Origin of the sequence: Pontibacter beigongshangensis (assembly GCF_014332515.1) — a bacterium.
In the GTDB taxonomy this organism is placed as follows: domain Bacteria; phylum Bacteroidota; class Bacteroidia; order Cytophagales; family Hymenobacteraceae; genus Pontibacter; species Pontibacter beigongshangensis.
In genome coordinates this window covers 48,843-73,766 of record NZ_VFSD01000013.1, presented here as the reverse complement: position 1 = coordinate 73,766, position 24,924 = coordinate 48,843, and the positions used below count along the sequence as shown (strand labels likewise).

Genomic DNA, 24,924 nt, shown 5'->3' with positions numbered 1-24,924 from the left:
TGTTCTGCCTATAACTTGGCAATGATATTCTGTGTAAACTCCCTGGTGCCGGCACGGCCGCCAAGGTCTCCGGTACATTCTTCCTTAATAGCCAGCGTAGCATCCAGCGCAGCATCTATTTTGTAGGCGTACTCCTTCAGGCCAACGTGGTGCAGCATCATAATGGCAGAGCGCAACAGGGCTGTAGGGTTTGCCAGGCCTTTGCCCGCAATATCGGGGGCAGAGCCATGCACGGCCTCAAAGATGGCCATCTCATCGCCGATGTTGGCGCCAGACACAACGCCCAGGCCACCTACCAGGCCTGCGCACAGGTCAGAGAGGATGTCGCCAAACAGGTTGGTGGTCACGATCACATCGAACTGCTCCGGCTTCATTACCAGCTGCATGCACATATTGTCGATGATCTTGTCTTCCATCTGTATGTGCGGGTAGTCTTTGGCTATATCTCTGGCTACGCTCAGCAGCAGGGCTCCGGCATGCTTCAGGATGTTGGCTTTGTGCGCCACTGTTACTTTTTTGCAGCCGTGCTTATCGGCATACTTAAAAGCGGCGCGCACTATTTTTTCGCAGCCTGTGCGCGTAACCCTCGAGATTGCATCAGCAATCTGCAGGCGCTCATCAAAAACTTCCAGGCCAGAGTAAAGCCCTTCGGTATTCTCGCGGAAAAGCACCAGGTTCACGTTTCCGAACCTGGAAGTTATACCGGGTGTGGTTTTGGCAGGCCTTACGTTCGCGTACAGGTCGTACATCTGGCGGATCTGCACATTCACACTCTTAAAGCCTTTGCCTACCGGTGTGGTGATCGGGCCTTTGAGGGCCACTTTATTTTTTTCCAACGATGCCAGCAGCGAAGCTGGCAAAAGCTCCCCCATGGTATCGAAGGTAGTTTGGCCGGCATTCTCTACATCCCAGGTTACAGGCACCTGGGCGGCACTGAAGATGGATTTTACAGCATCCGTGATCTCAGGCCCAATGCCATCGCCGGGTATAAGTGTTATATGTGTCATGCGTTAGATTTCCTTTCTGCTGTTAATTTCGTTAATAAGAGAGTCTACATCTCCTAACAGCTTTTCGGCCTTTTCCTTGGCATCCTGAATTACCCGTTGTCCTTCCGATTTGGCAGTAGATGGCATCATGTCGCGGTTCAGCATCAGTTGCTCCAGCAGGTCAGACAGCGTATCGCGGTATTTCTCCAGGCGATAGCTGAACCAGCTGCGGGTTTCTATTCCCTTTTCAGGGGCAAACAGAATGCCAACTGCGGCGCCAACAGCAGCACCCGATACAAAGGCTACTAAGGCAGTTGTCGTCTTACTCATAGTTATTCCAAATTATATAGTCGCGTACGTGTTTTTCTCTTATACGATGGTTGCAGGAGGCTTACTTGTTATCGATCAGACCTCTGCCAGACTTCCGGATGTCGCCACTGGTAGTTAGCTCCTGCGCCATTTTATCTAATACACCATTAACGAATTGTTTGCTTTTTGGTGTACTGTAGAGTTTAGAAATTTCTATATACTCGTTGATCGTTACTTTTACGGGTATACTCCGGAAGATGTGCATTTCGCAAAGCGCCATTTTCAGGATAATCTTGTCAAGTGAGGCCACGCGCTCTACATCCCAGTTCTTTACGCTGCCAGAAATAAGGGCTTCGTATTTTTCATCGTCCTGGAGGGTCTGGTGGTAAAGTTCCTCAAAAAAGGCTTTATCGTCTTCCCAGTTGGCCGACAGGTCCAGCAGTTTCAGGTCTTCTTCCTGTGGCTCCTCGCCAAACAATTTAACTGTTTTATTGACCAGGCTCTTTACAATAGCTTTGTTCTCGAACCAGTTCAAATCCTGCTCTTCAAACAAAGATTGTAAGTTTTTTTCTTTAAAAATAATGTTTTTAAAAATATGTTTGGTTACTTCCAGGTCATCTTCGAGCGTGGGTTCGGGCAGTGCCAGGTAGTTCAGGAACGCCTCATCCTGCTTCAGCACGTTCTTGTAAGCCAGCCGTATTTCGCTTATATCGGAGCCCCAGCTAATGCTTCTGCGGATAATGTGCTCCTGGTACGACTTGTTTTCCAGGATCCGCTTCACCACCCTGTTTCGTAAAAACTGTTTTACATCGGGACCTTTGGCCTCTGTAAAGCGCTTCTCTTTCTTTTCTTCCTCCTCCTCTATCAGGCTTACCAGCAGCTGCAGAATCTGCAGGGTGGCCAGGTAATGGTCGTAGATGCGCTCCACGGCGCCTATCATCTGATTGCCGTAATACCTGTAGTCTTTTTTGAGCTGGTTCTGATACCAGCCGATAGCTCTGTTTACCGCCCCGATAATTTCTTTGTCTGTCTCGTCGGTTCCGAACTGTTTGGTTTCGTGCCACTCTTTAAAGAGGAGTGTGGCGATCTGCTTTTTTCCTTCGAGCAGCTTTTTGTCCTGCACCTCCATAGAATTAAGGTCTGGCGCGAAATCTGCCCCTATCTGATCTAGGGCCAGCAGATAATCTGAACCTTGGGCCTGCATGTAGGCATAGATCGCTTGCATCGCCTTAATTCGTAATGTCCTGCGGTTGAGCATAATGTTTAATGTAAAGAACGTTTTGTTGTGAACTAGTAATTATTTGGGAGCACCAGGTGCTGCTATACGAGTATGTGATCGGCCTTACTTCTTTCCTATTTTTGCAGCTTTGCCTCTTAATGCAAAAGTGCCACAGGTAGTGCAGCACTTCTATTCTGAAAACTGGTTTTAGTAGGTAGACCTTACCTTGCTGATGTTGGCAATCCGCTTTTCGGCCATTTTAACAGCAGCCTCGTGCGTCGACATATCATCTTCTTCGGCTTTATCAAGCAGGTCGAGGGTATAGCCGTAGATGCGCTCGGCCTGTGCGTAGGCTCTTTCGCGGTTATAGCCAACCAGCTCGGCATATACATTTATTAGCCCGCCCGAGTTAATCAGGAAATCGGGCGCGTAACAGATACCGCGCCTGAGCAGAGCATTGCCATGCACCGTTTCGTCGCGGAGTTGGTTGTTAGCGCTGCCGGCAATTACGGTGCACCTGAGCCGGTCTATGGTTATATCGTTGATGGTGCCACCAAGGCCGCAGGGTGCGTAGATATCTACCTCCAGGTCGTAGATATCGTCCATGCCCACCACCTGTGAGCCGTACTTGGAGGAAACCTCGCGCAAACGGTCGGCATAAATATCGGTGATAAAGACTTTGGTGTTCTCCTTGGCCAGCAGTTCTACCAGATACGCACCTGCACTGCCTACTCCCTGCACCGCTATTTTTTTGCCATCGAGCGAGTCGGAGCCGAAGGCTTTTTTGGCAGCGGCCTTCATGCCCATGTAGGTGCCATAGGCTATTACCGGCGAAGGGTCTCCGCCGCCACCCATTGTTTCCGGCTTGCCCGCAACATACTCCGTCTCCATCCGGATGTACTCCATGTCTTTGGAAGTGGTGCCAATATCCTCGGCCGTTACAAAAGAGCCGTTCAGGTTTTTGATAAACCGCCCGAACTTCCGGAACAGCGCCTCCGACTTGTCTTTGGCGGCATCTCCGATGATCACGGCTTTGCCGCCTCCCAGGTTAAGGCCAGCTATGGCTGCTTTGTAGGTCATGCCGCGAGAGAGGCGCAGCACATCTTCCAGCGCTTCGGCCTCTGAGGCATAGGCCCACATGCGTGTACCACCCAGCGCAGGTCCCAGCACGGTGCTGTGCACCGCGATAATGGCTTTCAGGCCAGTGTCGTGGTCGTGGCAGAAAACCACCTTTTCGTGGTTGTGCGCCGCGAGCTGATGAAAGACCGACATTTCCTGTTGCTGCTGTTTTACTTCTTTCGTCTTTACCATTAATGCAATTGATTAAGGGTTGCTTATCTTTGTACAGAGTGGGTGATACAGCCTGCCGTTTGCGAGCGCAAAATTACTCCTTTTTTTTAAGAATTCAATTTGCACTTTGTAAGTCTACGTAAAAGCCAGGGTGCCTGAAGCTATAAAACTGTGAAATCACTAAGCTATCTAAATAAATACCTCCTAAAATATAAAGCGCGGCTCTTCTGGGGGCTCGTATTTACGGTTATCTCCAACTACTTTCAGATACTGCCGGCGCAGGTGGTGCGCTATGCCTTCGATCTGATAAAAGAAGGCATAAACCTGCACCAGCTCTACGAGGGGCTGAGCCAGCAGGCGACCATTTATGACATTTTTGCGAAAAGCATCCTGGTGTACGGCATCGTTATTCTGGCCATGGCGCTGCTGCGCGGCCTGTTTTTGTTCTTTGTTCGCCAAACGCTTATCGTGATGAGCCGCCTGATCGAGAACGACCTCAAAAACGAGATTTACGAGCATTACCAAAGCCTGCCGCTCAGTTTTTACCGCAAAAATAACACCGGCGACCTGATGGCCCGCATCTCGGAAGACGTAAGTCGGGTGCGCATGTACCTCGGGCCGGCCATCATGTACGGGCTCAACCTGGTGGTGCTTTTCATCATGGTGATTCCGTATATGCTCTCTGTGAACGTAAAGCTCACCCTTTATACCCTGCTCCCGCTGCCGATCCTGGCTATCAGTATTTACTATGTCAACAACATTATTCAGCGCAAGTCCGATGAGATTCAGCGCAGCCTATCCGGCATTACTACCTTTGTGCAGGAGGCTTTTTCGGGTATCAGGGTGCTGAAGTCGTTTGTGCGGGAAGATGATTCGCATAATAACTTCACCACTGCCAGCAACACGTACAAAGACAAATCGCTGGACCTGAACTTTGTGAACTCCCTGTTTTTCCCGCTCATCCTGTTCCTGGTAGGCCTGAGCACCATTATTACCATCTATATTGGCGGGCAGGAGGTAATGAACGGCAGCATAACCACAGGTAATATTGCCGAGTTTGTGATTTATGTGAACATGCTCACCTGGCCCGTAACGGCTCTTGGCTGGACAGCCAGCCTGGTGCAGCGGGCTGCTGCCTCGCAGGAGCGCATCAATGAGTTCCTGAACACCAAAACCACCATTATTTCCCGCAAGAACATCAGCAAGCAAATAGAAGGCGATATTGTATTTGAGAACGTGAACTTTGTTTACCCGGACACCAATATTCATGCACTTAAAAACGTTTCGTTCCGCATTCAGCATGGCGAGACCCTGGCGGTAATTGGGAACACCGGCTCCGGCAAGAGCACGATAGCCACGCTGCTGCCCCGCATGTTTGATGTAACCAGCGGCCGCATTCTGATTGACGGGGTAGATGTGCGGGATTATAACCTCAAAAACCTGCGCAGCCAGATCGGGTATGTGCCGCAGGATGTGTTCCTGTTCTCCGACACTATCAGCAACAACATCGGGTTTGGCCTGCCCGAAATACAGGAGGAGCAGATGGTGCAGGCGGCAAAAGATGCCGATGTGTACGAAAACATTATCCGGTTCCCGGAGCAGTTCGAAACAAAGCTGGGCGAGCGGGGCATTACCTTGTCGGGGGGGCAGAAGCAGCGGGTTTCCATTGCCAGGGCCTTGGTGCGCGAGCCAAGCATCCTGATCCTCGACGATTCGCTTTCGGCTGTAGACACCAAGACCGAAAACGCAATCCTCAACAGTCTGCAGCGCATTATGGCCAACCGAACTTCCATTATTATTTCTCACCGGGTATCATCGGTGAAGCTGGCGGACCGCATTCTGGTGCTGGATGATGGCGAGATCGTGCAGCATGGTACGCATGAGGTGCTTATCCGGGAGCCAGGTTTGTATAAAGAGCTGTATGAACGCCAATTACAGACCGAAGAATTGGACTGATACCAGCCTTTTTTGCATAGGTTTCTGACAGGCAAAGCAATAAGAGTCCGCAGGCTGGAATTTTTTGTGACAGATTCTGTTATAGATACGTATAGTTATTCTGAAAATCAAAAAATATCCGACGTATGGCCATCGACTTGCAACAAATAGGGAAAAGGTTTAGGTTTTACACCCACCTGAAAGAGCTTGAAATTCCGCAGATTCAGAAAATAACGGGCAGCGACACCCAGGTGCTCGAAAACATTATCTGCGGGCAGGATTATTTATTAGATGAGCTGGTCGCCATCATCAAGCATTTCCCTGATTTGAACTCGAAATGGCTCATATATGGCGAAGGCGGCATGTTTAAACCGATGGATGAAAATGGCAACTGCCACGAACCTAAGAAAGACTGCCTGAAAAAAGACAAGGCTCAGTACCTGAAACAGATGCAGGAAATGCTGCTGGAGCTGGAAGCTGCCGAAGTAGCGAAAGACCATAAACCGGATATGGACGCCCTCCGGGCGAAGATAGTAGAGCTAAAAGACAATACAAGCGCGACGGCAGAGTAAACCGGCAGCAGGCAGGGCTTATAGAAAGCTGGCATTTGAAAAAATGGCCAGCTTTTCGTGTTTTAGCCCCATCTTCCTGGCTCAGCTTAAACAGCAGCAGGAACAGCAGTGCCTCTGGAGGGGCTTTTTTGTTCGAATAATTGGTTTTTTAAAGATGCTCCAGGCCCTCGCAGGAGCTGCGCACGCTGCGAGGGCCTGGAGCATAAATTTTTCTGGTTATTTACCATATAAATCAAAATCTGTATATTCGGAAAATCATCTTAATTAAAATGAAAATCCTTTACCGCCTGCTGCTGTTACTAGGTGTATTTACAGCTTGCAACAAGGAGGAGGTGGCACCTGAGCTGCAGTACCCTTCTACTTACGCCAGCAAAAACATGCATAACACCACATCGGTCCGGATGTACACCAGCAACGGAGAAGTAAAAGACGCTGCCGTTATAAGTGCTTTTCTGCAAAAGAATACGCAGCTTACTCCATTTTACCACTTAAAAGACAAGGCAATAGAGACTGGTGGAGCCGAAAAACTCACTTTTCTAAATGCACAGGAGGCCGAATTAGTAAGTGGCACCAATACCCAACGTTTTAATATTGCAAAAAACGGACTTGAACTAATACTCACCAATCAACAGGAGACTACCGGAACGTATAACCGGGAAAGTGAAGCATTTGCTGATTTCACATATGCTATCAGCAAGTATAAGCCAATTGTGTATGATAAAGTAGCTATGCCACTGCAGGACATAAGCTATTTCTACAAAACGAAATCACAAATCTTTATTACCCTCAAAAAAAATGAGGCCCACTTTCACCGGTTAGCTGTTACACTTAAGAGAGGGACCAAGGAAGCCTACAGATTTAACACACTTCGCTACAACAATCAGTTTGACCCAACCGGGCTTTCACTGCTCCGCAACACCGATACGTTAATTGTGCAGGAATTTGTGGTTGTGGCCGCAAAAGAATAGTCACTGCTCTCCCATCTGCAACACCAGCAGGAGCTGCGCGCGCTGCGAAGGCTTTATGTTTAAGCTTTTAGACGCAACCGCTCCGCCAGCGCGGGGGTTTGCAGCTCCCGCAGCGCGTCTGCCGCTATCCATTTAGCACTTTTTGAGGGCTGCTGTTTTATTTCTTCCGCTGCCGCAATGGCTGCCTGGTTCAGCATAAGGCTGCGCTTGCCTATTTGCCGAAGCGCCCAGTTTACTGCCTTCTTCACAAAATTGCGGTTATCATTGGCCTGCTCTAGCATGAGCGGGAAGAACTGCAGAAACTGTTCGTCAGGAGCCTTTTTTGCATGCATGGCAAGCGTAGCTATCATGGCAAAGCCGGCCCGCTTCTGGTATTCCTCCTCCCGCCGCGCCCACTCTTTGGCTTTACTGATGGCAAAAGGCGTTTTATCGAACAGCACGCCACAGGTCTGGTCGCACAGGTCCCAGGAGTTGAAGTCTGCTACCCATGTCTCCATCAGCTCCTCTGTTACCTGCTGCGGATCGGCTACGTAAACTGCCAGCAGCCTTGCCTCATGCACGCCCGTCTGCCACAGCTCCAGCGCCAAGGGGTGGTTCCGCTTCAGTTCCTTCGCCAGCTTCTGGATAACCGGCATTTTGATACCCAGCGCGGTGCCTGTCTGGATACCAAACCGGCCCATGCCCGCTCTGTCTGTCGAGTTGCCAAGTGTTTTCAGGTGTGCCAAAACAAGTGCTACATGCATGGGAGATTCTTTTAGCAAATTGATGACACTCGGTTTTATGCTCTTTGAATTCGGAGGGGCAGCTGCAGCGCCTCCTGAGGGGCATTTTGATTGGAATAATTTGTTTTCAATTATGTGAGATCGGATTATTCTAATGAAAATAGCCCTCCAGAGGCAATTGCACCTGCTGGTGCTGCACCCCCCGCTGTTTGGGGTCTTCCGAAGGAGGATTTTAAACAGCGGGGGAGGGGAGGGATCACCAATCTTTGTTCTGCAATTATTTGTAAACTTCCCTAATCCATGCGTAAACAACTATACATGCCAAAGGAATAACAGTGTAAAGCATGTTAAACACTATATCATCACTACTGATCTTCCTGCTCGCTAATTCATCTTTATCCCCTTTCCTAAACCAAGTAGCTCCGATTGCAGGTTGCTGTTTGGTCTCTATAAAATGAAATACTCTCATCATATGCAAATAGACATAAAGGCCTAATGGCAGTTTAACTAAAGCAAGGAAGGTGCTGTTAATTGAGTCATGATTATAGCTAAATCCTAAAAGGCACAAAGGCACCAGCCATAATAGGCAATTATAGTAATTCCCCATATCTATCCTAAGTATATAGAACACAGGGGGAAAGAGAAGCACAATGGTAAAAAATGATAAAACAGGAATAACTAAAAACATAATGGGTACAGAAGGATATTCTGTACTGTTAACCCAAAGAATGGAGACAGTTACAAGAAATAATAACACCATTGGAATTACCTTCTCACTCAGCCTCATTGGTTTACGATAATACCCCAAATCCATTACTACTATCTTTTGATTTTATTCCGCATTTAACTCTTTGGTTTTAAATTAAATAATTCAACTACTCCCGCACCGGCACCTCTACCACACCTTTCTTATCTTCCGGGAACCACTCCACGTAGAACGGCTCCAGCTTCAGATTATGCTTCTCAGCGTGGTCGAAGAGGGCTTGGTAGAGTTTGTTGGGAGCCAGCATGTAGTGGGCATTTACCTCGGCCCGCAGCACTTTGCGGTCAGCGGGCACGGTTCGCAGCTCGAAGCCTGCCGGCAGCTGCTGCGTGGTGTCGGGCACCAGCACGCCGATAAAGGCGCTGATGGTGTCGTTGGCTTCGTCGGGATTGTTGTAGTAGATGTTGGCCGGCACGCCCGCCAGCTCCTTCTGGTCCAGCACCTGTGCCACCTGCCGGAAAGTGTTGCCCAGGGCCTCGTCTTTGGTGTGCCCCCTGAAGGGCTTTCCGGCCACAAGTAACTGCTCAGAGCTGGCACTGGTAACGGTAGTGCCGCTAAAGCCTCCCAACCAACCGTAAAAAATGGCTCCCAGGGCAATCAGGAGCAGCATAATAGCTAAAAATCGTTTATTCATAAGTTAATCATATTCTTGTACTGCATCTGGTAGAGCTGGGCATAGAAACCATTGTGCCGGAGCAGTTCTTCGTGGTTGCCGGTCTCTTTGATCTCGCCACGGTCCATTACTATAATTTTATCGGCTTTCTGGATGGTGGAGAGGCGGTGGGCAATCACGATGGAGGTTCTGCCACGCATCAGCTGCTCTATGGCGTACTGTATCAACTCTTCGGTTTCGGAGTCTACGCTGGAGGTGGCTTCGTCGAGAATGATGATCTGCGGGTTGTACACCATGGCGCGCACAAACGAGATCAGCTGCCGCTGCCCCCCGGATAAGGTGGCCCCGCGCTCCATAACCGGGTAATGCAGGCCACCGGGCAGACGCTCAATAAACCTGCGGGCTCCCACCAGGTCGGCGGCGTGCCACATCTGCTCCTCCGTAATGTTTTTGTTGCCCAGGCTGATGTTGTCGGCAATGGTGCCGGAGAACAGGAACACATCCTGCAACACTACCCCAATGTGGTGCCGCAGCGCGCTCAGGTCAAACTCCTTCAGGTCGTGCCCGTCTATCAGAATATGGCCGCTGTTGATTTCGTAGAAGCGGCTGAGCAGGTTGATCACCGATGTCTTGCCGGCACCCGTTGCTCCTACAAAAGCCACCGATTCGCCGGCCTTTACATCAAAGGAGATATTCCGTAGGACCCACTCCTCGTTCTGGTAGGCAAACCATACATTCTGGAAAGAGATATCGCCCTTAACCGTGGCTGGGGCAAACGAACCGTTGTCGGCGATCATCTCTTTGCTGTCGAGCAGGCGCATGAGGCGCTCGGTACTCACCACCCCCAACTGCAGCGTGTTAAAGCGGTCGGCAATCTGCCGTATCGGGCGGAAGAACATCTGGATGTACATGATAAAGGCCATGAGCGTTCCCAGCGTAATGCTATCGTCGAGCACGCCGTAGGCGCCGTACCACACCAGCAGGCCCAGACCGGCCGCTGCAATAATCTCGGCCACCGGAAAGTAAATGGAGTAGTAGAGTACCGAGCGGATGTTGGCACGGGTGTGCTCTTTGTTGATCTCGCGGAACTTCTCCATCTCGCGCTCCTCGTTGTTGAAGATCTGCACAATGCTCATGCCCGTGATATGCTCCTGCACAAACGAGTTGAGCCTTGCCACCGCCGTGCGGACCTCCTGGAAAGTGCCTTTTATCTTCTCCTTGAAAATGTAGGTGCTTATCAGCATCAGCGGAAAGGTGGAGAGGCTTACCAGCGTCAGCTTCACATCGATGTAAAACATGAAACCCACGATAAAGACCAGCTGCAGAATATCACCGATCATGGCTGCCAGGCCTTCGCTGAACACATCGGAGAGCGTTTCCACATCCGACACGTTGCGGGTTACGAGCGTGCCGATGGGCGTACGGTCGAAGAACTTGAGGCGCAGGTTGAGGATGTGCCGGTAGAGCTTTACACGGATGTCGCGCACCACGTGCTGCCCCAGCCAGCCGGCGAAGTAGGTGTGCAGGTACTGCACGATGGCATGCACCACCAACAGCACGGCCAGTATCACGAACATGCGGTTAAGGCCTTCCCAGTCGTTCTCCAGAATATCGTGGTCTACGGTGTACTGGATAAGGAAGGGCCGCACCGCCGAAAGCACGGCAGAGGCAAAGGTCAGGAAAACAATAAAGTAAAACGTCCTGCCGTAGGGCTTCACAAACGTGAAGAGCCGCTTCAGCACATCGGAGTCGAATGCTTTACCTGTTGCTTTAGGCGTATTTTCCAAATTTCAGAATTCTTTGTAGTTGTAGGATCTAAGCTAACGCAAATTCAGTCTCTACTGTACGTGCTCCTGCTCCTAACAGATTGTAAAGTTAAGATTTTTAGACGGGATAATGCCTCTTACCGCTGCCGGATTTTGGCTGTGGCTTAGCTGCCACTACCGTTCGTGCACAAGAAGCTGCACAGAATCTCTCCCCAACAAAACGCTCGCAGGAGCTGCGCACGCTGCGGGGTTTGTGCTAAACCAGATTATTTGAATCAAAATGCCCTTCCTGAAGCGCTGCTCTCATATTGCTAGGTAGCATCGGTCTGAAAGCAAAAAAGCAAGGCCCCGACTGAAATAGCTGGGGCCTTGCTTATCAGAAGCTTCTGCACCCGCTTTCTTACACGCAGGATGCCAGAAAAATGAAATCGCTTACTTGTTCAGAACGATCTTCATGGTTTTTACTTCACCAGCCGTTACGAGCCGGGCCACGTAAACACCTTTTGCCAGCTTGCTGCCGCTTAGCTGATAGGCATGTGTGGCTCCTGCCACGCCTTCGCCTGTAGCCAGGGTATTCATCAGCACACCCTTCGCATCAAACAGTTCCAGGCGGTAGCTGCCGGCCTCTTTCAAGGTAAAGCTGATTTGAGTCGACTCGCCGAATGGGTTCGGGTAAGCTTCCAGGCTTTCATCCTCTACTTCAAGCGCAACCGCTTTTTTATCCTTAGAAACAGAAGCAATGGCAGCTGTGTTGCTGCAAGGCCCTACAGAGCAACCATGGGCGAGGTGAGCCTTTACAGCACTTGCTGCTATGCAGATTTCCTGGCCATTGTGGCACACAAGCACTTTGTCGTTTTTGTTGCCGCAGCGCGCATCTACTACCGTTATGGTAACAGATCCTGAAACAGGGCAGCCTTGTGTAGTGGTAGCCGTTGCCGTGAAGGTGTAAACACCGGCAGCCGTTGGCGTGAACACCGTGGTAGCCCCTAGGGTTTTGCTTAAGCCGGTAGCCGGAGACCATCCATAATTGCTGTCACCTGCCGCGGCTGTAAGCGTAATGGTCTGCGACTCGTAGCCCAGTACAATTGTGTTTGCACCAGCTCCTCCTGAAGCAGAAACAGCCAGAGCAGACGATTCTCCTGCCACAGTTACTTGCTGTAGAGCGGTAGCCTTGTTCCCAGCCTTGTCTGTCACGGTCCAGGTTACAGTGGTTGTTCCTAACGGGAAAGTAGCAGGGGCATTGTTTGTTACGCTAGCGACTGAGCAGTTATCGCCTGTAATCGGAGTACCCAAAGCCACACTAACTGCACCGCAGGAAGTTCCACGATGAACAGTAACAGCAGCCGGGGCTGTAATGGTAGGCAAGGTTGTATCAGGAGCGGTTCCGATCTCAACTGTCTGCACTACAGACTCGCAACCGGTGGCTGCTTTAACCTGAATGGTATACGTACCGGCAGCTAAATTTCTGAATACATTTTGTGTGCTATAGGCTCCGCCATTAATCGCATACAGATTACCACCTACGGCAGTAACAGTAATAGAACCATTGTTGCCACCCACGCAGCTTACAGCGGTCTTGGTGGTAGTAAAGGTTGGCATCGCGTTAATAGTCAGGTTGCCCGAAGCCGAAATTAGGCCATAGTCGCTCACTACCAGCCTGATCTTATAGCCAGAACCAGCCGGGATATGGGCAGGAACAGCAGCCGAAATCTCTGCTGCTGTTGCATCTGTAAACGTGGCAATGGTAACAGGAGAGCCAAAGCTGCCTGCCGCATCAGAAAGCTGCAACGTGAACGCAGTGCCTGGCTTGTAAAAACCTACCGCATTAAAAGGCACCGTTAGTTCTGTGCCATGGCAGTAAGAGATTGTGCCGGCAGGTGAGAACTCCAGCTCGTTGGTTCCTAAATAAGAGAGCAGGTTCCGGTGGATGTTGGCCACCTCGTCTGCCGGAGCCCAGTCGCCGTAGTCGCCCTGGAAAAAGGCCAGCGTAAGTCCGCCAAAAATAACAGTGCCATTTCCCCATTTTTTCTCAGCCAGGTATACCTCATCTGATTCCAGGTCTTTGATGATGCTGGTAAGCCCGTCGCCAAGCACTTTATGGTGTGCAAAGGCACTGCCGCTCCACTCGCTGCCCACTGTTTTAAGAGGTCCTCTAAAGATCGGGTGCTTTGTGTTTGCTTTCTCGCCGTAGAAGCCATAAGAACCATCTTCTGCCCATGAAAGCTGCACGCCGCCAAAGCCAATATCGATGGTGTAAGGACCCTCACTTGGGGCAGCATTTATCAGCAGCTTACCGCCCTCGCTCACCCACTTCTCCAGGGCCGCACGGTTGGCATCCAGAAACTCAATCATCTCTTCGGTGCCGCAGTTACTTCCTTCTATAAAGATGAAGTCGTTGCTTTGCGAAAATAAAGCGGAGACATTGGTAGTTTCGAAGTGCTGCTGTTGCCAGTTTCCGGGGCCAAAAACGGCCTCCATGGCCACCTCGTTGCCACTAAGCTCCCAGAAGGCCCCGCACGTATTGGTGCGGATGTAAACTTTGCCCTGGGCAAAAGCCTGCAGGCTGCTTGTTACGAATACCAGTAAGAGTAATGCGCGTAAAATTGTCTTCATATAAAGAGTGCTTAATATTATTTAGAAGAAATTGCAAAATCGTACACCTCGAAGCCGGTTACGCCTTTGCGAAGCAGCGACACATACTTGAAGGCGGGAGTCAGGAGTTCTTCGGCGTTGCCAGCCAGGGTGCAGTCTTTAATTACAGCCTCGCCTGCAGGCAGGAGCAGGGTTTTAGCCTGGCCATCGTTTACACTGATTTCTTTGCCTCTTAAGATGAACTTCTCTTTCCAGGAAGCCTCCACAGCGGTTTTGTTCGTGTTTTTCAGCCTGATAAGCACGACATCCTGCTGCTCGCATTTGGCATACCTGTAATAAAGGCTTACACCGTCTTTGGCGCTATGCAGGGTCCAGTCGTTTTCGGGCGACTGCGCATAGCCTGGCCGGGCAAAAAGGAGCCCGAAGCCCAGCAATAAACAGAAGCATAGGAGCTTCCGGGCAGGAGACCAGACCTGTGCTACAGACGCAGTTCTCCCCAATGAATTTTTGTGATTCATAAAGACTAAATAAAATAGTTGGGCAATTATTAACTTTTCGATAAAAGCATTACGGGGATAGTCTATTCAGCATTATTGCTGTCAGGCTACGATCGTGCAAATGTATAATTCCATTGCTGGCTTACATCAGCATTAAATACCGCACATGCAGGCGCCAGATTAATGGCAAACAACGCAGGGGCAGCATTATTCGGATTTTATGGTAAGGTATATCAGTTTCTCCTATACAAGGAGCAGGAACAGAAGAGGAGGTAAATTTCCTTTACATAGTAAAAATCAGTTAGAACAATAAATATATCATAAATTTCCGGATACAGGCTTCATCTCTATTTCAACACAACACTTTAAAGCAATAATCCTGAAGGTGAAGCTGGTATGTAAATATATAATTAACTATATGTTAAGCCTGTCGGCCTACACTAATCCTATGTTATAGCAAGTATACCAGGAAGTTTTTTAATAGTATAAAATTATTTTTTCAATTATTAAAATAACCCAAAACATTGTTTATATAAACATAAACTTTTTTTTAGCTCTGCATTTTCATGTAAATATAAAATTTATAATATATATACAACGTGTTTTTAACGGAAATTTCGCGCTTTCCACTACCTGAATTCAGGTAGTAGGAAGGAGCTTGTTTTTCACTACAGAAGAAGTGCTTTGCCCATTGCCATCTGACAGATTTCCTTTCCCTGAAAAGTCTGTTTTTTTGTGATATAATAGCTCGGCAGCCAGGTTCAGAAGAAGAGCAGACAACAGGCTGTATGCATGGCAACTATCAAAGATCACCTGCTGCTTTTGAAAATAAATCTGCCGGATACTCCACCTGTGCCAGGTACAATCCTTCAGCCGGGGCGGCCCCGCTGGCCCGGCTCCTATCCTGACTGGCAATGGCTTCTTCGAACTGCGCCACCGTGAGCTTTCCTTTGCCCACATCGAGCAGGGTGCCTACTACCAGCCGCACCATGCCCCGCAGAAAGCGGTTGGCCCGGATGGTGAAGCGCAGTTGATCTCCCTCCTGCTCCCAAGCGGCCTCGTATATGCTGCAGTTATAGTGCCTGGTATCGCCTTTCACTTTGGAGAAAGTGGTAAAATCGGTGTGGCGGAGCAGTGCCAGGGCGGCTTCGTTCATTTGCTGCACATGGGGCTGGCGGCTGAGGTAGTAGGCGTAGTAGCGCTGAAACGGATCTTTGGCGAGCGTGATGCGGTAGTGGTAGGTGCGGGCAAAGGCATCGAAGCGGGTATGGGCATCGTCTGGAACCCTGTAGAGCTGCCTGGCCACTATATCGGCGGGCAGCAGGCGGTTAAAGCGGTAGCAGGCCTGGGCCACATCCAGCGGCTCCGGCACATCGAAGTGCACAAACTGCTGGCTGGCGTGCACGCCGGTGTCGGTGCGGCCACTGCCTACCGAACTGATCGGGTGGCGCAGCACCTTGCTCAGGCAATCGTCGAGCACTTCCTGCACGGTGTGGGCGTTGGGCTGTGTTTGCCAGCCATGGTATCGGGTGCCGTCGTAGGCTATTTCCAGAAAGTACCGCATGGGGCAAAGGTAAGAAGACTTTGTCTAGTTAAGAGTGAAGCGTTAAAAGTTATGAGTTGTTTTATGGGGAGCAATTATTCTAATGCTTTTGCCCCTCCGGAGCCAAAAACTCTGCTGCTGTTACACCTTCTCGAAAATTACGGCTACTCCCTGCCCTACTCCCACGCACATAGTGGCCAGGCCGTAGCGGGCATTAGGCTGGCGGTGCAGTTCGTGCAGCAGGGTGGCGGTAAGGCGGGTGCCGCTGGCTCCGAGCGGATGACCGATGGCAATGGAGCCGCCGTTTACGTTTACTTTGGCGGGGTCCAGCTCCAGTTGCTGCATGCAGGCTACTGCCTGCGCTGCAAAGGCCTCGTTCAGTTCAATAAGGTCGATGTTCTGGATGGTCAACCCTGCCCGTTTCAGGGCTTTGCGGGTGGCTGGCACCGGGCCCATGCCCATACAGGCCGGGTCTACGCCTGCTACTGCCATGGCTACCACGCGGGCCAGGGGCTTTAGACTCAGTTGCTTCAGCAGGTCCTCTCCTACCACCAGGGCGGCGGCGGCACCATCGTTTATGCCGGAGGAGTTGCCGGCAGTTACCGTGCCTCCTTCCCGGAACGCGGGCTCCAGGGAGGCAAGCTTCTCCAGTGAGGCCAGCCTGGGGTGTTCGTCGGCAGAGAAAACATGCGGCTCGCCTTTGAGTTGTGGCACCGGCACCGGCACAATCTCGGCGCTGAACCTGCCTGCCTGGGCCGCTGCCCTGTATCTAAGCTGTGACTGGTGGGCGAACTTATCCTGGGTTTCACGTGAAATAGCGTATTTTTCTGCCACATTCTCGGCTGTTTCGCCCATGCTGTACGGGTAATGCAGTGCCGACAGCCTGCCGTTGGTGAAGCGCCAGCCAATGGTGGTGTCGTACACTTCGGCGGTGCGGGCAAAGGGTGCGGCTGCTTTTGCCATTACGAAAGGGGCCCGGGTCATGCTTTCTACGCCTCCTGCCAGGTAGGCTGCACCATCGCCGCAGGCTATGGCACGCGCAGCATCTATAATAGCCTGCAGGCCGGAGGCGCACAGGCGGTTTACGGTTACGCCCCCAATCTCCTGCGGAAGCCCAGCCAGCAGCAGCGCCATGCGCGCCACGTTGCGGTTGTCTTCTCCGGCCTGGTTGGCGGCGCCCAAGATAACATCTTCCAGCAGGTGCGGGTCCAGGAGCGGGTTGCGGAGCAACAGCTGCCGGAGCACATGCGCCGCCAGGTCGTCGGGGCGGACGGTGCTCAAGGAACCTGCAAACTTTGCGACGGGCGTGCGGACCACGTCTATGATATAAGCCGTTTTCATCAATATAAAACCACAGGTAACAGGACACAGGACATATGCTTCCGGAAGGTCGGAAAACACGTTTTCAAGACTTCAATAACTTACTTACACTGATTCATATATCAAACTAATTTGGCCTCTGCCGTTAATTTTATTTTCCGGTTAAGACCTTCAGGGGAATTTTGTCTACTTTTGCGTGATTTTGAAAGTTAAGTTTACGCTATTATGATCCAAAGAATCCAATCTGTTTTTCTATTCCTGCTGGTGCTGTCCATGATCTCTATATTGTTTATCGACATCTGGTCTAAAACAGACACTACATCCGGCCAGACGGTTACGCTCACTGCCTTTTCGATAGACACCCATTTCCTGAATAACGAAGGTGAGCCTACCAACACCGGCAGCACACAGTCGCAGGGGGCTATTGCCATTGGTTTGCTGGCTATTGCTGCCGCCGTAATTGCACTATACGAGATTTTCCAGTTCAAGAGCCGCCTTACCCAGATGAAACTTGGCCTCTTTAATACGCTGGTTCTGGTGGCGCTGTTTGGCACAACCTTTTACCAGGCCAACTATGTGGCCAACACCATGGTAGCCTCCGATGTTTCGGGCACCTACGAAGCGGGTTTTTACATGCCTGTGCTGGCCCTGCTGCTCAATGCGCTCTCGAACCGCTTCATTAAGCGCGACGAAGACCTGGTGCGCTCTGTAGACAGGCTCCGGTAGCCTGCCGTAGTGCCACATAAGCCTTGCTTTAAAGGGCTGGGCTGAGCCTGGTGATTTCTGAATTATTCTAATGAAATTGCCCCTCCAGCTGATCTGCTGCTATCATAAAACAGGAAAGGCCTCTGCTCAATAGCGGAGGCCTTTCCTGCTTTACCCGGATGTAAAAGCAGCTGTTTCTGAAAATCCTACGACCTATGTTCTGCTTTACCGTCTGCTGTTGATGAATTTTTCCATCTCCTGTATGCTGGTATCAAATTTAAAGGCGTCGTACACATAATAGAACCGCTCTTTGTCGCACACCTGGCTGTAGGCAAACTTGGCAAATTCTAAGCGGGAGCTTTCGTACTCAAACTCGTCGAGCAGCAGCTTCAGGTCTTCTGCGGTAATGCTGTTGCTGCGAACAGCCTCCCGGGCTATGGCCAGTTTGGTGCTTTCCTGGCTTCTGCCCCTGATGGATTCTACCAGCTTATCGAAATCGTAGCGTGTGATGACGTTGTGGCAGTAGTCCTCTTCCTCCTGGTTTTGGGCTGGGGGATCCGGCTGCTGCGGTCTGCTATATTCCTCGGGGTAGGTATCTGGTTGGTCGGGCTGTGGCGGCACCGGGTTGCTCAGCGGGGGCCTGAGCGGTACATCGCCTAACTTCCGTATGCGCACTCTGCCACTGCGCCCGCCTACCAGCAGCACAAAGCTGGACTCATAGCCAGCGGGCAATATAACGGTGGTGCCGGTCCTGTAAATACCAAAGCGACCTCTTATCTTAAACTCCACCAGGTGCTGCCCCGGCTGCAGGTTTGCCACCCGCACCACGTTCCGGGCCACCGGGTTCACCAGCCTGCCGTTCAGGTACATCTGGAACGGCTCTCCCTTTTGGGTGCTGAAGGTTACAGCAGAGGCCTGCGCCCATACCGGCAGCGCCAGTAGCGCAAGCAGAAGCGGAAGTAAAAGCTTTTTCATAGCAGTACAAGGTTTTAACTCATACTGATAGCAAGCCAATTATTATGCCAAATCAGCCCTGGCTATTTCTTCCGCTTCAGCAGAAAAGCGGCCTGGTCGCCCCTGTTCTCGGCGTTCAGCTTATTGGCTTGCCTGCTGTATTTTATTTTACGGTATTTTCGTTTAAAAAAGGTGGAGAACGTGCGGCGCTGCTTCTCCTGAAGCGGAATATCCTGCCTGTATTTCTCGCTATGCAGAAATTGCGCGGCCGTAGAATCGTACACCACATCCACTAACTCCAGCCCTGCTTTCTGGGCCAGCACCTTTATGCTTTCGGTGGAGTGCAGGAAAAAGTGCCGGGGAGCATCGAGCTGAAACCAGTCGGTGCGGTAGTGCTCCCAGGCATAAGACGAAACAGTAGGGATACGAATTACGCAGGTGCCCTCAGGAGCCAGAAGCTGCTCCACTGCCTGCAGGTTATCGAGTGGGTCGGGTACGTGCTCAAAAGAATGGTTGTAGATAATTACATCCCACTGGCCTTCTATGTCGCCGATAAAGCTTTTCTGAACCCTGAAGCCATTTGGGTATACAATGGTAGCGGGAATAAACGGATCGGCCCCCATCACGTTTTTCATGCCGAGTTCATACAGCGGGTAAGAATAGCCTCCGGTGCCGCAGCCCATATCCAGCAACCTGGTGTGCATATGCATGGAGAGCATACCCAGCACCTCGTACTGACCGGCCGGAAACATGGCTTTAAATGCCTGATTAAAAGAATCTTGTGTAAACAAAGTGGACTGGAAACGCTTTTTTCTAAACTTTCCTTTTATGCCACTATAATAATTATTTTCGGGCCTTACGTGGCCATTGTAATCCTGCGGATAGTAGGAGGCAATGTCGGCGGGAATTTCTGCGATCTGTAAGCATTTGCAGGCGGCGCACTGAAAATAAGTAAAGGTGGTCCGAAGGCCAAACATCATCTCACGGGCCTGATAAGTGGTGTTATTTTCTGAGTTATCGCAAATCCTACAAGTCATTCTCTTCCACATTAGTCTTGATAATCGGCACAAGGTATGGATTAGTGAAGGAATTTATAGCCTCGGAGCCAGTATTCCTGCTAAGGGAGCTTAGATTTAAGTCTTACCCTATGCTTCTGACCACAATTACAAAGGGAGCCAACCTTGCCACAAAAAGCCATCTTACATGGCAGGGTATTAATTATTTGATTGAATTAGGCACTTAGTTAATAGCCAATAGTGCCTTCTTTAAAAAATTACCAAACTACTGGTTTTGAGGACCACCCTCAATGTGTATATTGGTTTAACACTGGCTCTGAGATTTTATGTTAAATATTTGATTTATAGCTATTTGAATCTTATTAAACAAGTGCCTAATTCAATTATTTGAATTGAAATGGTCCTTCAGAGATATTTTCACCTGCTGCTGCTCCTCGATCTCAAAAGCTATAATTAGCACCAAAATTCAAGGAATTAATAATCCTTCTGAACCTGGGAGAGGTTTGATCCCAATCATGCTCGAAGGAGTTTTTGCCTGTGATGTTATGCTTAAAGGGAAGATACTCCACATAACCCTGTATGCGCTGGCTTATTTTGTACCTGAAGCCAAGCCCTGCCGTAGCAAACACATCCATTCCGGCTTCCTTTACCCAATATGTTGTGGTGCCTGTGCTACGTGTTTCCTCGGTTTTTGCTTTCGACATACCGTAGGCGGGCATTAAGGTAGCAGTAGCATATACGGGGAAACGCCTGAACGCCTGAAACAAAATGTGCTGCATCGACAGTGATAAAGCCACTACATTTGTGCGTGCATAGTAGTTATACTTTACAGAATCCTGGGGTTGCCTAAACAAGTCATTCTTGCTTGTGCTGCCTCCATAACTAAGCCCCACTTGCAGGTTTATCTTATCATTCACACTATAACCTAAATTCAGATACACAGGGGCAAAATAACCCGTGTGCACATTACCTGGCGATTTTTGCTCCTTATAATAAATATGGTAGTCGATGGTGGTGAGCCCGAGGCCTGCATAAAAGCGGTGTGGTTTGGAGCTAGCAATATTGGATTGGGCCGGGGCCTGGAAAACAAAAGAAACCAAAAATAGGACAAAGGAAATAACTTTCATTGCTGCTTGAATCCAAGTAATCTTATAAAACCTAAAAGCTCACGGGCACTACAGATCCGTGAGCTTTTAGGTTTAAAATGGAGTTATGAGTAGCCGTGCAGGCTGCGGCTATGGGTAATAAAACTCGCCGTGGCTGCTCCTGATGGTTAGTTCGTTGATGGTGCTGCCTTCTACGCGTCCTATTACCTGAGCTTCCACGCCAAAAGATTTGGAAATGGCGATCAGGTCGTTGGCATACTGCTCCGGCAGGTATATCTCCAGCCGGTGGCCCATGTTAAAGACTTTGTACATCTCTTTCCAGTCGGTGTGGCTTTGCTCCTGTATCAGGCGGAACAGCGGTGGCGTTGGAAAGAGGTTATCTTTAATAATATGCACATTTTCGGTGAAGTGCAGTACCTTGGTCTGGGCGCCGCCACTGCAGTGCACCATGCCATGTATGTGCTGGCGGTAGCCCTGCAGTATCTCCTTCACAATAGGCGCATAGGTGCGCGTTGGCGACAACACCAGTTTGCCGATCTCCAGGCCTGTTTCTTCGTTTACGTCGGTAAGTCGGTAGTTTCCGGAATATACCAGGTCTACAGGAAGCTCCGGGTCGTAGCTTTCCGGGTACGATTTGGAAAGGTAGCGGTGGAACACGTCGTGGCGGGCCGAGGTAAGGCCGTTGCTGCCCATGCCGCCATTGTACTCGTCTTCGTAGCTGGCTTTGCCATAAGACGCGAAACCTACAATTACATCGCCTGCCTGTATGTTGTGGTTCGAGATTACTTCGTCGCGGCGCATGCGGGCTGTTACGGTGCTGTCTACAATAATGGTGCGCACCAGGTCGCCTACATCGGCGGTTTCTCCCCCTGTGCTGTAGATGCCAATGCCATTGTCGCGGAGCATCTGCAGCACTTCTTCGGTGCCGTTTATGATGGCGGCAATCACTTCGCCGGGTATCAGGTTCTTGTTCCGGCCGATGGTGGACGACAGCATGATGCGATCGGTGGCGCCCACGCAGAGCAGGTCGTCAGTGTTCATGACCACGGCATCCTGGGCTATGCCTTTCCAAACGCTCAGGTCGCCGGTCTCTTTCCAGTACATGTACGCCAGCGATGATTTGGTGCCGGCACCGTCGGCATGCATAATGGCGCAGTAGTCCGGGTCGCCTGTCAGAATATCAGGTATAATTTTACAGAACGCTCTCGGGAAAAGGCCTTTGTCAATGTTTTTGATGGCGTTGTGCACGTCTTCTTTAGATGCCGAGACGCCACGACGCAAATATCTATTTTCCATAGTGCTGCATGGTTTGCCTGTAAATTTAACAAATCCTTTGCAGGAGAGCGGTAATTAAGTTAAAATTTATGACGTTGCCACCACTAGCAGGCAAGTAACTTACTCCTGAATTATTTGAATGAAAATGCCCCTCCGGAGCCTTCTGCTGCTTCTGCTCCTTGTTTGCCTCCGTTATACAAGCTACTGCATCGCACAAAAGCAGATCGGCAGCCTGGGTTTGCCGGGCTGCCGATCTGCTTTTGTATAGAATTGTATCGGGAGTTTACTCCGCTATCCGCACTACCTTAAACTCGGTGCGGCGGTTGCGCTGGTGGTCTTCTTCGGTGGTGGCATTTTTTTCAACCAGCCTGCTCTCGCCGTAGCCTCTGGCTGTAATGCGCTCCTCGTCAATTCCCTTAGAAACCACGTAAGCCACCGCAGACTCAGCCCTGCGCTGCGACAGGTCCAGGTTATAGGCATCGCTGCCGCGGGCATCGGTGTGGGAGCTCAGCTCGATGGAGATACGGGGGTTGTCGATCAGAATCTGCACCAGCTTATCCAGTTCCAGAGCGGCATCTTCCCTGATCTCAGCTTTGTCGAAGTCGTAGTAGATGTTTTCGAGTACAATCGGCTTTTCGCGCACGATCTCGTTCAGCACCAGCGTCGCCGTCAGACGCACTTCGTTTACCTCCTCAGTCAGTTCGCTTTGCGGCGGCATTTTGCCTACCGTGCTAATGCGCTGGCGGGCCGTAAAGAAGCCTGATTTCTCGGCCACCACAGCGTAGGTAGAGGCGCTGTCGAGGCTGAAGGTAAATTTGCCGGCGGCGTCGGTGCTTGTTTCGCGGAGCCTTGTACCGCTCTCATCCTGCAGCACTACAATATTGTCGGGCACGGGCACTTGCTGGCGTGCTCCCTCGCGGCGCAGGAACAGGGTACCATCCACAAAGAAATCGACCCGCTTCTTAACCGACCTGCTGAAGGCATAAATATCGTCGCCACCTTTGCCACCCTCACGGTTCGATGTGAAAAACCCGTTCTCCACGTCTTTGAAAACAATGCCGAAATCGTCGCCGGTAGAGTTGATGGGTGGCCCCAGGTTTACGGGCTTGCCGTCTACGATCCGGAACAGATCGAGCCCTCCCAGGCCGGGCAGGCCATCGGAGGCGATGTATAAGGTGCCATCGGGGGCTACGTGCACAAAGCTCTCGTTGCCCGGCGTATTGATGTCGGGCCCCAGGTTTACGGGCGCTGAAAACCGGCCCTTCTCGTCGAGGGTAGTTTTATAGATATCGGTACCGCCCTGGCCGCCTCTGCGGCTGGATGAAAAGTAAAGGGTTTTGCCATCCGGCGAAAAGGCCGGAGAAGAGTCCCAGGCGCGGGAATCGTTGATGCTCAGTATTTTGGGTTCCGACCAGGCACCTGACCGGAACGAGGAGGTAAAGAGGCTCACGTTCCGGCGGCCTTTGCGGGTACCTTCGTTGCTGCGGGCGAACACCATAATCTGTCCGTCGGCCGTAAAGGCAGGCAGGGCATCATGCATGCCATCCAGGTTCACGCCTTCGAACTTCCGCACTGAAGTACCGATGCCAGCCAGCGAATCGCTCAGGTTGGCCGCATAAATATCGATAAAGCCTTCGCCGTTGCCCATGTAAACCTTTCCGGCGCCTCTGGTAGAAGAGAAAACCAGCTCGTTGTTCAGGATCAGGGGGGCAAACTCAGAGCCTTCAGTGTTCAGCGTCTCCAGGTGCTCAATCTCAAACTCCGGGTGCTTTTTAAGGATGTCGGATAAAGCAGCATAGTTCTCCACTTCCTGCGTGGCCAGGGCTTTTAAGGGGGCGTTGCGTGCCACCTTCAGGTATTCCTGCAGCTGCCGCTGCGATTCCTCGTACTTGCCGTTGGCTTTCAGGGCCATGCCGTAGTGGTAGTTAAGGTCTTCTTTCCGGAAATTGGCTCCCTGCGCGGCTCTGTAAAAAGGCTCTGCCTGCTGGAGCCGGTTCGACAGCCGGTAAGCCTCCGCTATTTTGTAGTTTACCTCACCCTTCCTGTCGGTCTTGTCCAGGGCCTGCTTATAATACTCAATGGCCCGCTCGTACTGCTCCTGCTCAAACCGCTTATCGCCCTGGCTCAGGTAGCGACCGGTTCCACAGGCGCTCAACAAAAGTAGTAGCAGCACAAAAACAGGCAGTCGCTTCAGGCCGGAAGCGGACAACAGGAATGATTGTATCTGAAGCATGAACAAGTCCGTTTGAATTAAAAATACCGGGAAAGCCAACTACTGCTTGCCGGGCGTGGCCAGGCAGACTGGAGGTCTCCTAAATTATTCACTAAAGTATCGAAGTATAATGAATTTTCACTTATCTCGCCAGCAGATACTTTGTCTTTTATCTGGCTGAGCGGCACGAGTTGTACCTGGCCGTCCTGTAAAAAAGCAAGACGCGTACGGTCAAAAAATGACACCCCAAAGTGCTGTTCCAGTTCGCGCACAAATTTCACGGAGCTGTCTATGGAGCATCCGCTGGCAGAGGTGGCACTCTCGTTGTTGGCCAGCACCAGGAACTGGTTGTGCAGCAGCGTAGCCGATGCTTCGAGGCCTGCGCCATGGCTACTCCACTCAGTAGCAAAACGTTGCAACATGGGTTTTATTTCAGCCTGCTCTTGTTCTGTAAGCGGCCTGTCGGCCTGGTAAATCCAGAGGCGGGCATGAGTTGGCAATTGGTCGAATGGGATATACATATTACTTGCTTATACTACTATATATTAATACCTGTTGCAA

The 24,924-nt window shown here is 50.7% G+C and carries 22 protein-coding genes; 4 read left to right on the top strand and 18 right to left on the bottom strand.

What is annotated here, in order from left to right:
- Positions 1-8: 8 nt before the first annotated feature.
- From FJM74_RS11910 to FJM74_RS11895, 4 genes are all read right to left on the bottom strand, one after another.
- A complete protein-coding gene (locus FJM74_RS11910; protein ID WP_187262832.1) occupies positions 9-1,007 on the bottom strand; it encodes an isocitrate/isopropylmalate dehydrogenase family protein in 999 nt (332 codons plus the stop codon).
- A 3-nt stretch (positions 1,008-1,010) separates the two neighbouring features.
- Positions 1,011-1,316 carry a YtxH domain-containing protein gene (locus tag FJM74_RS11905; RefSeq protein WP_187262831.1) on the bottom strand — a complete coding sequence of 102 codons (306 nt, stop codon included), beginning with the start codon at positions 1,314-1,316 and terminating at the stop codon, positions 1,011-1,013.
- A gap of 61 nt (positions 1,317-1,377) precedes the next feature.
- On the bottom strand, positions 1,378-2,520 hold the full coding sequence (nusB, locus tag FJM74_RS11900) for a transcription antitermination factor NusB (protein WP_241739095.1): 1,143 nt from the start codon (positions 2,518-2,520) through the stop codon (positions 1,378-1,380).
- Between the two features lie 201 nt (positions 2,521-2,721).
- Positions 2,722-3,825 (bottom strand): Glu/Leu/Phe/Val family dehydrogenase, encoded by a 1,104-nt coding sequence (locus FJM74_RS11895; protein ID WP_317175552.1) that lies wholly within the window; start codon positions 3,823-3,825, stop codon positions 2,722-2,724.
- 150 nt (positions 3,826-3,975) lie between these two features.
- Here FJM74_RS11895 and FJM74_RS11890 point away from each other — a divergent pair, with 150 nt between their 5' ends.
- The 3 genes from FJM74_RS11890 (at position 3,976) to FJM74_RS11880 (ending at position 7,279) form a co-directional block, all read left to right on the top strand.
- Positions 3,976-5,760 carry an ABC transporter ATP-binding protein gene (locus FJM74_RS11890; RefSeq protein ID WP_187262829.1) on the top strand — a complete coding sequence of 595 codons (1,785 nt, stop codon included), beginning with the start codon at positions 3,976-3,978 and terminating at the stop codon, positions 5,758-5,760.
- A 125-nt stretch (positions 5,761-5,885) separates the two neighbouring features.
- On the top strand, positions 5,886-6,311 hold the full coding sequence (locus FJM74_RS11885) for a hypothetical protein (protein ID WP_187262828.1): 426 nt from the start codon (positions 5,886-5,888) through the stop codon (positions 6,309-6,311).
- Between the two features lie 269 nt (positions 6,312-6,580).
- Positions 6,581-7,279: a hypothetical protein gene (locus FJM74_RS11880; protein ID WP_187262827.1), complete on the top strand. Its 699-nt coding sequence runs from the start codon at positions 6,581-6,583 to the stop codon at positions 7,277-7,279.
- 59 nt (positions 7,280-7,338) lie between these two features.
- Here FJM74_RS11880 and FJM74_RS11875 read toward each other — a convergent pair whose 3' ends face one another.
- From FJM74_RS11875 to FJM74_RS11840, 8 genes are all read right to left on the bottom strand, one after another.
- Positions 7,339-8,022 carry a DNA alkylation repair protein gene (locus FJM74_RS11875; RefSeq protein ID WP_187262826.1) on the bottom strand — a complete coding sequence of 228 codons (684 nt, stop codon included), beginning with the start codon at positions 8,020-8,022 and terminating at the stop codon, positions 7,339-7,341.
- Positions 8,023-8,278: 256 nt separating this feature from the next.
- Entirely contained in the window at positions 8,279-8,815 is a 537-nt protein-coding gene (locus FJM74_RS11870) for a hypothetical protein (protein WP_187262825.1), read from the bottom strand.
- A gap of 61 nt (positions 8,816-8,876) precedes the next feature.
- On the bottom strand, positions 8,877-9,398 hold the full coding sequence (locus FJM74_RS11865) for a GyrI-like domain-containing protein (RefSeq protein WP_187262824.1): 522 nt from the start codon (positions 9,396-9,398) through the stop codon (positions 8,877-8,879).
- Positions 9,395-11,164, bottom strand: a complete 1,770-nt coding sequence (locus tag FJM74_RS11860; RefSeq protein ID WP_187262823.1) for an ABC transporter ATP-binding protein — start codon at positions 11,162-11,164, stop codon at positions 9,395-9,397. Before FJM74_RS11860 ends, FJM74_RS11865 begins: the two co-directional genes overlap by 4 nt.
- 411 nt (positions 11,165-11,575) lie before the next feature.
- Entirely contained in the window at positions 11,576-13,756 is a 2,181-nt protein-coding gene (locus FJM74_RS11855; RefSeq protein WP_187262822.1) for a T9SS type A sorting domain-containing protein, read from the bottom strand.
- Between the two features lie 17 nt (positions 13,757-13,773).
- A complete protein-coding gene (locus tag FJM74_RS11850) occupies positions 13,774-14,253 on the bottom strand; it encodes a hypothetical protein (protein ID WP_187262821.1) in 480 nt (159 codons plus the stop codon).
- A 781-nt stretch (positions 14,254-15,034) separates the two neighbouring features.
- Positions 15,035-15,796, bottom strand: coding sequence for a tRNA pseudouridine(38-40) synthase TruA (gene truA, locus FJM74_RS11845; protein WP_187262820.1), 762 nt, complete (start codon positions 15,794-15,796; stop codon positions 15,035-15,037).
- A 120-nt stretch (positions 15,797-15,916) separates the two neighbouring features.
- The gene (locus FJM74_RS11840) at positions 15,917-17,116 is read right to left on the bottom strand and encodes an acetyl-CoA C-acyltransferase (protein ID WP_187262819.1); all 1,200 of its coding nucleotides are present in this window, start codon (positions 17,114-17,116) and stop codon (positions 15,917-15,919) included.
- A gap of 204 nt (positions 17,117-17,320) precedes the next feature.
- On the opposite strand from FJM74_RS11840, the gene FJM74_RS11835 reads away from it, so the two are divergent.
- Complete coding sequence (locus FJM74_RS11835; RefSeq protein WP_187262818.1) at positions 17,321-17,821, top strand: DUF4293 domain-containing protein; 501 nt, start codon at positions 17,321-17,323, stop codon at positions 17,819-17,821.
- 204 nt (positions 17,822-18,025) lie between these two features.
- Here FJM74_RS11835 and FJM74_RS11830 read toward each other — a convergent pair whose 3' ends face one another.
- From FJM74_RS11830 to FJM74_RS11805, 6 genes are all read right to left on the bottom strand, one after another.
- On the bottom strand, positions 18,026-18,775 hold the full coding sequence (locus FJM74_RS11830) for a DUF4476 domain-containing protein (protein ID WP_187262817.1): 750 nt from the start codon (positions 18,773-18,775) through the stop codon (positions 18,026-18,028).
- A 62-nt stretch (positions 18,776-18,837) separates the two neighbouring features.
- A complete protein-coding gene (locus FJM74_RS11825) occupies positions 18,838-19,791 on the bottom strand; it encodes a class I SAM-dependent methyltransferase (RefSeq protein ID WP_187262816.1) in 954 nt (317 codons plus the stop codon).
- 419 nt (positions 19,792-20,210) lie between these two features.
- Complete coding sequence (locus FJM74_RS11820) at positions 20,211-20,897, bottom strand: outer membrane beta-barrel protein (protein WP_187262815.1); 687 nt, start codon at positions 20,895-20,897, stop codon at positions 20,211-20,213.
- Between the two features lie 108 nt (positions 20,898-21,005).
- Positions 21,006-22,172 carry an AIR synthase related protein gene (locus FJM74_RS11815; RefSeq protein ID WP_187262814.1) on the bottom strand — a complete coding sequence of 389 codons (1,167 nt, stop codon included), beginning with the start codon at positions 22,170-22,172 and terminating at the stop codon, positions 21,006-21,008.
- Positions 22,173-22,434: 262 nt separating this feature from the next.
- Entirely contained in the window at positions 22,435-24,384 is a 1,950-nt protein-coding gene (locus tag FJM74_RS11810; protein WP_187262813.1) for an OmpA family protein, read from the bottom strand.
- Positions 24,385-24,401: 17 nt separating this feature from the next.
- The gene (locus FJM74_RS11805) at positions 24,402-24,884 is read right to left on the bottom strand and encodes a hypothetical protein (protein WP_187262812.1); all 483 of its coding nucleotides are present in this window, start codon (positions 24,882-24,884) and stop codon (positions 24,402-24,404) included.
- Between the last annotated feature and the right edge of the window lie 40 nt (positions 24,885-24,924).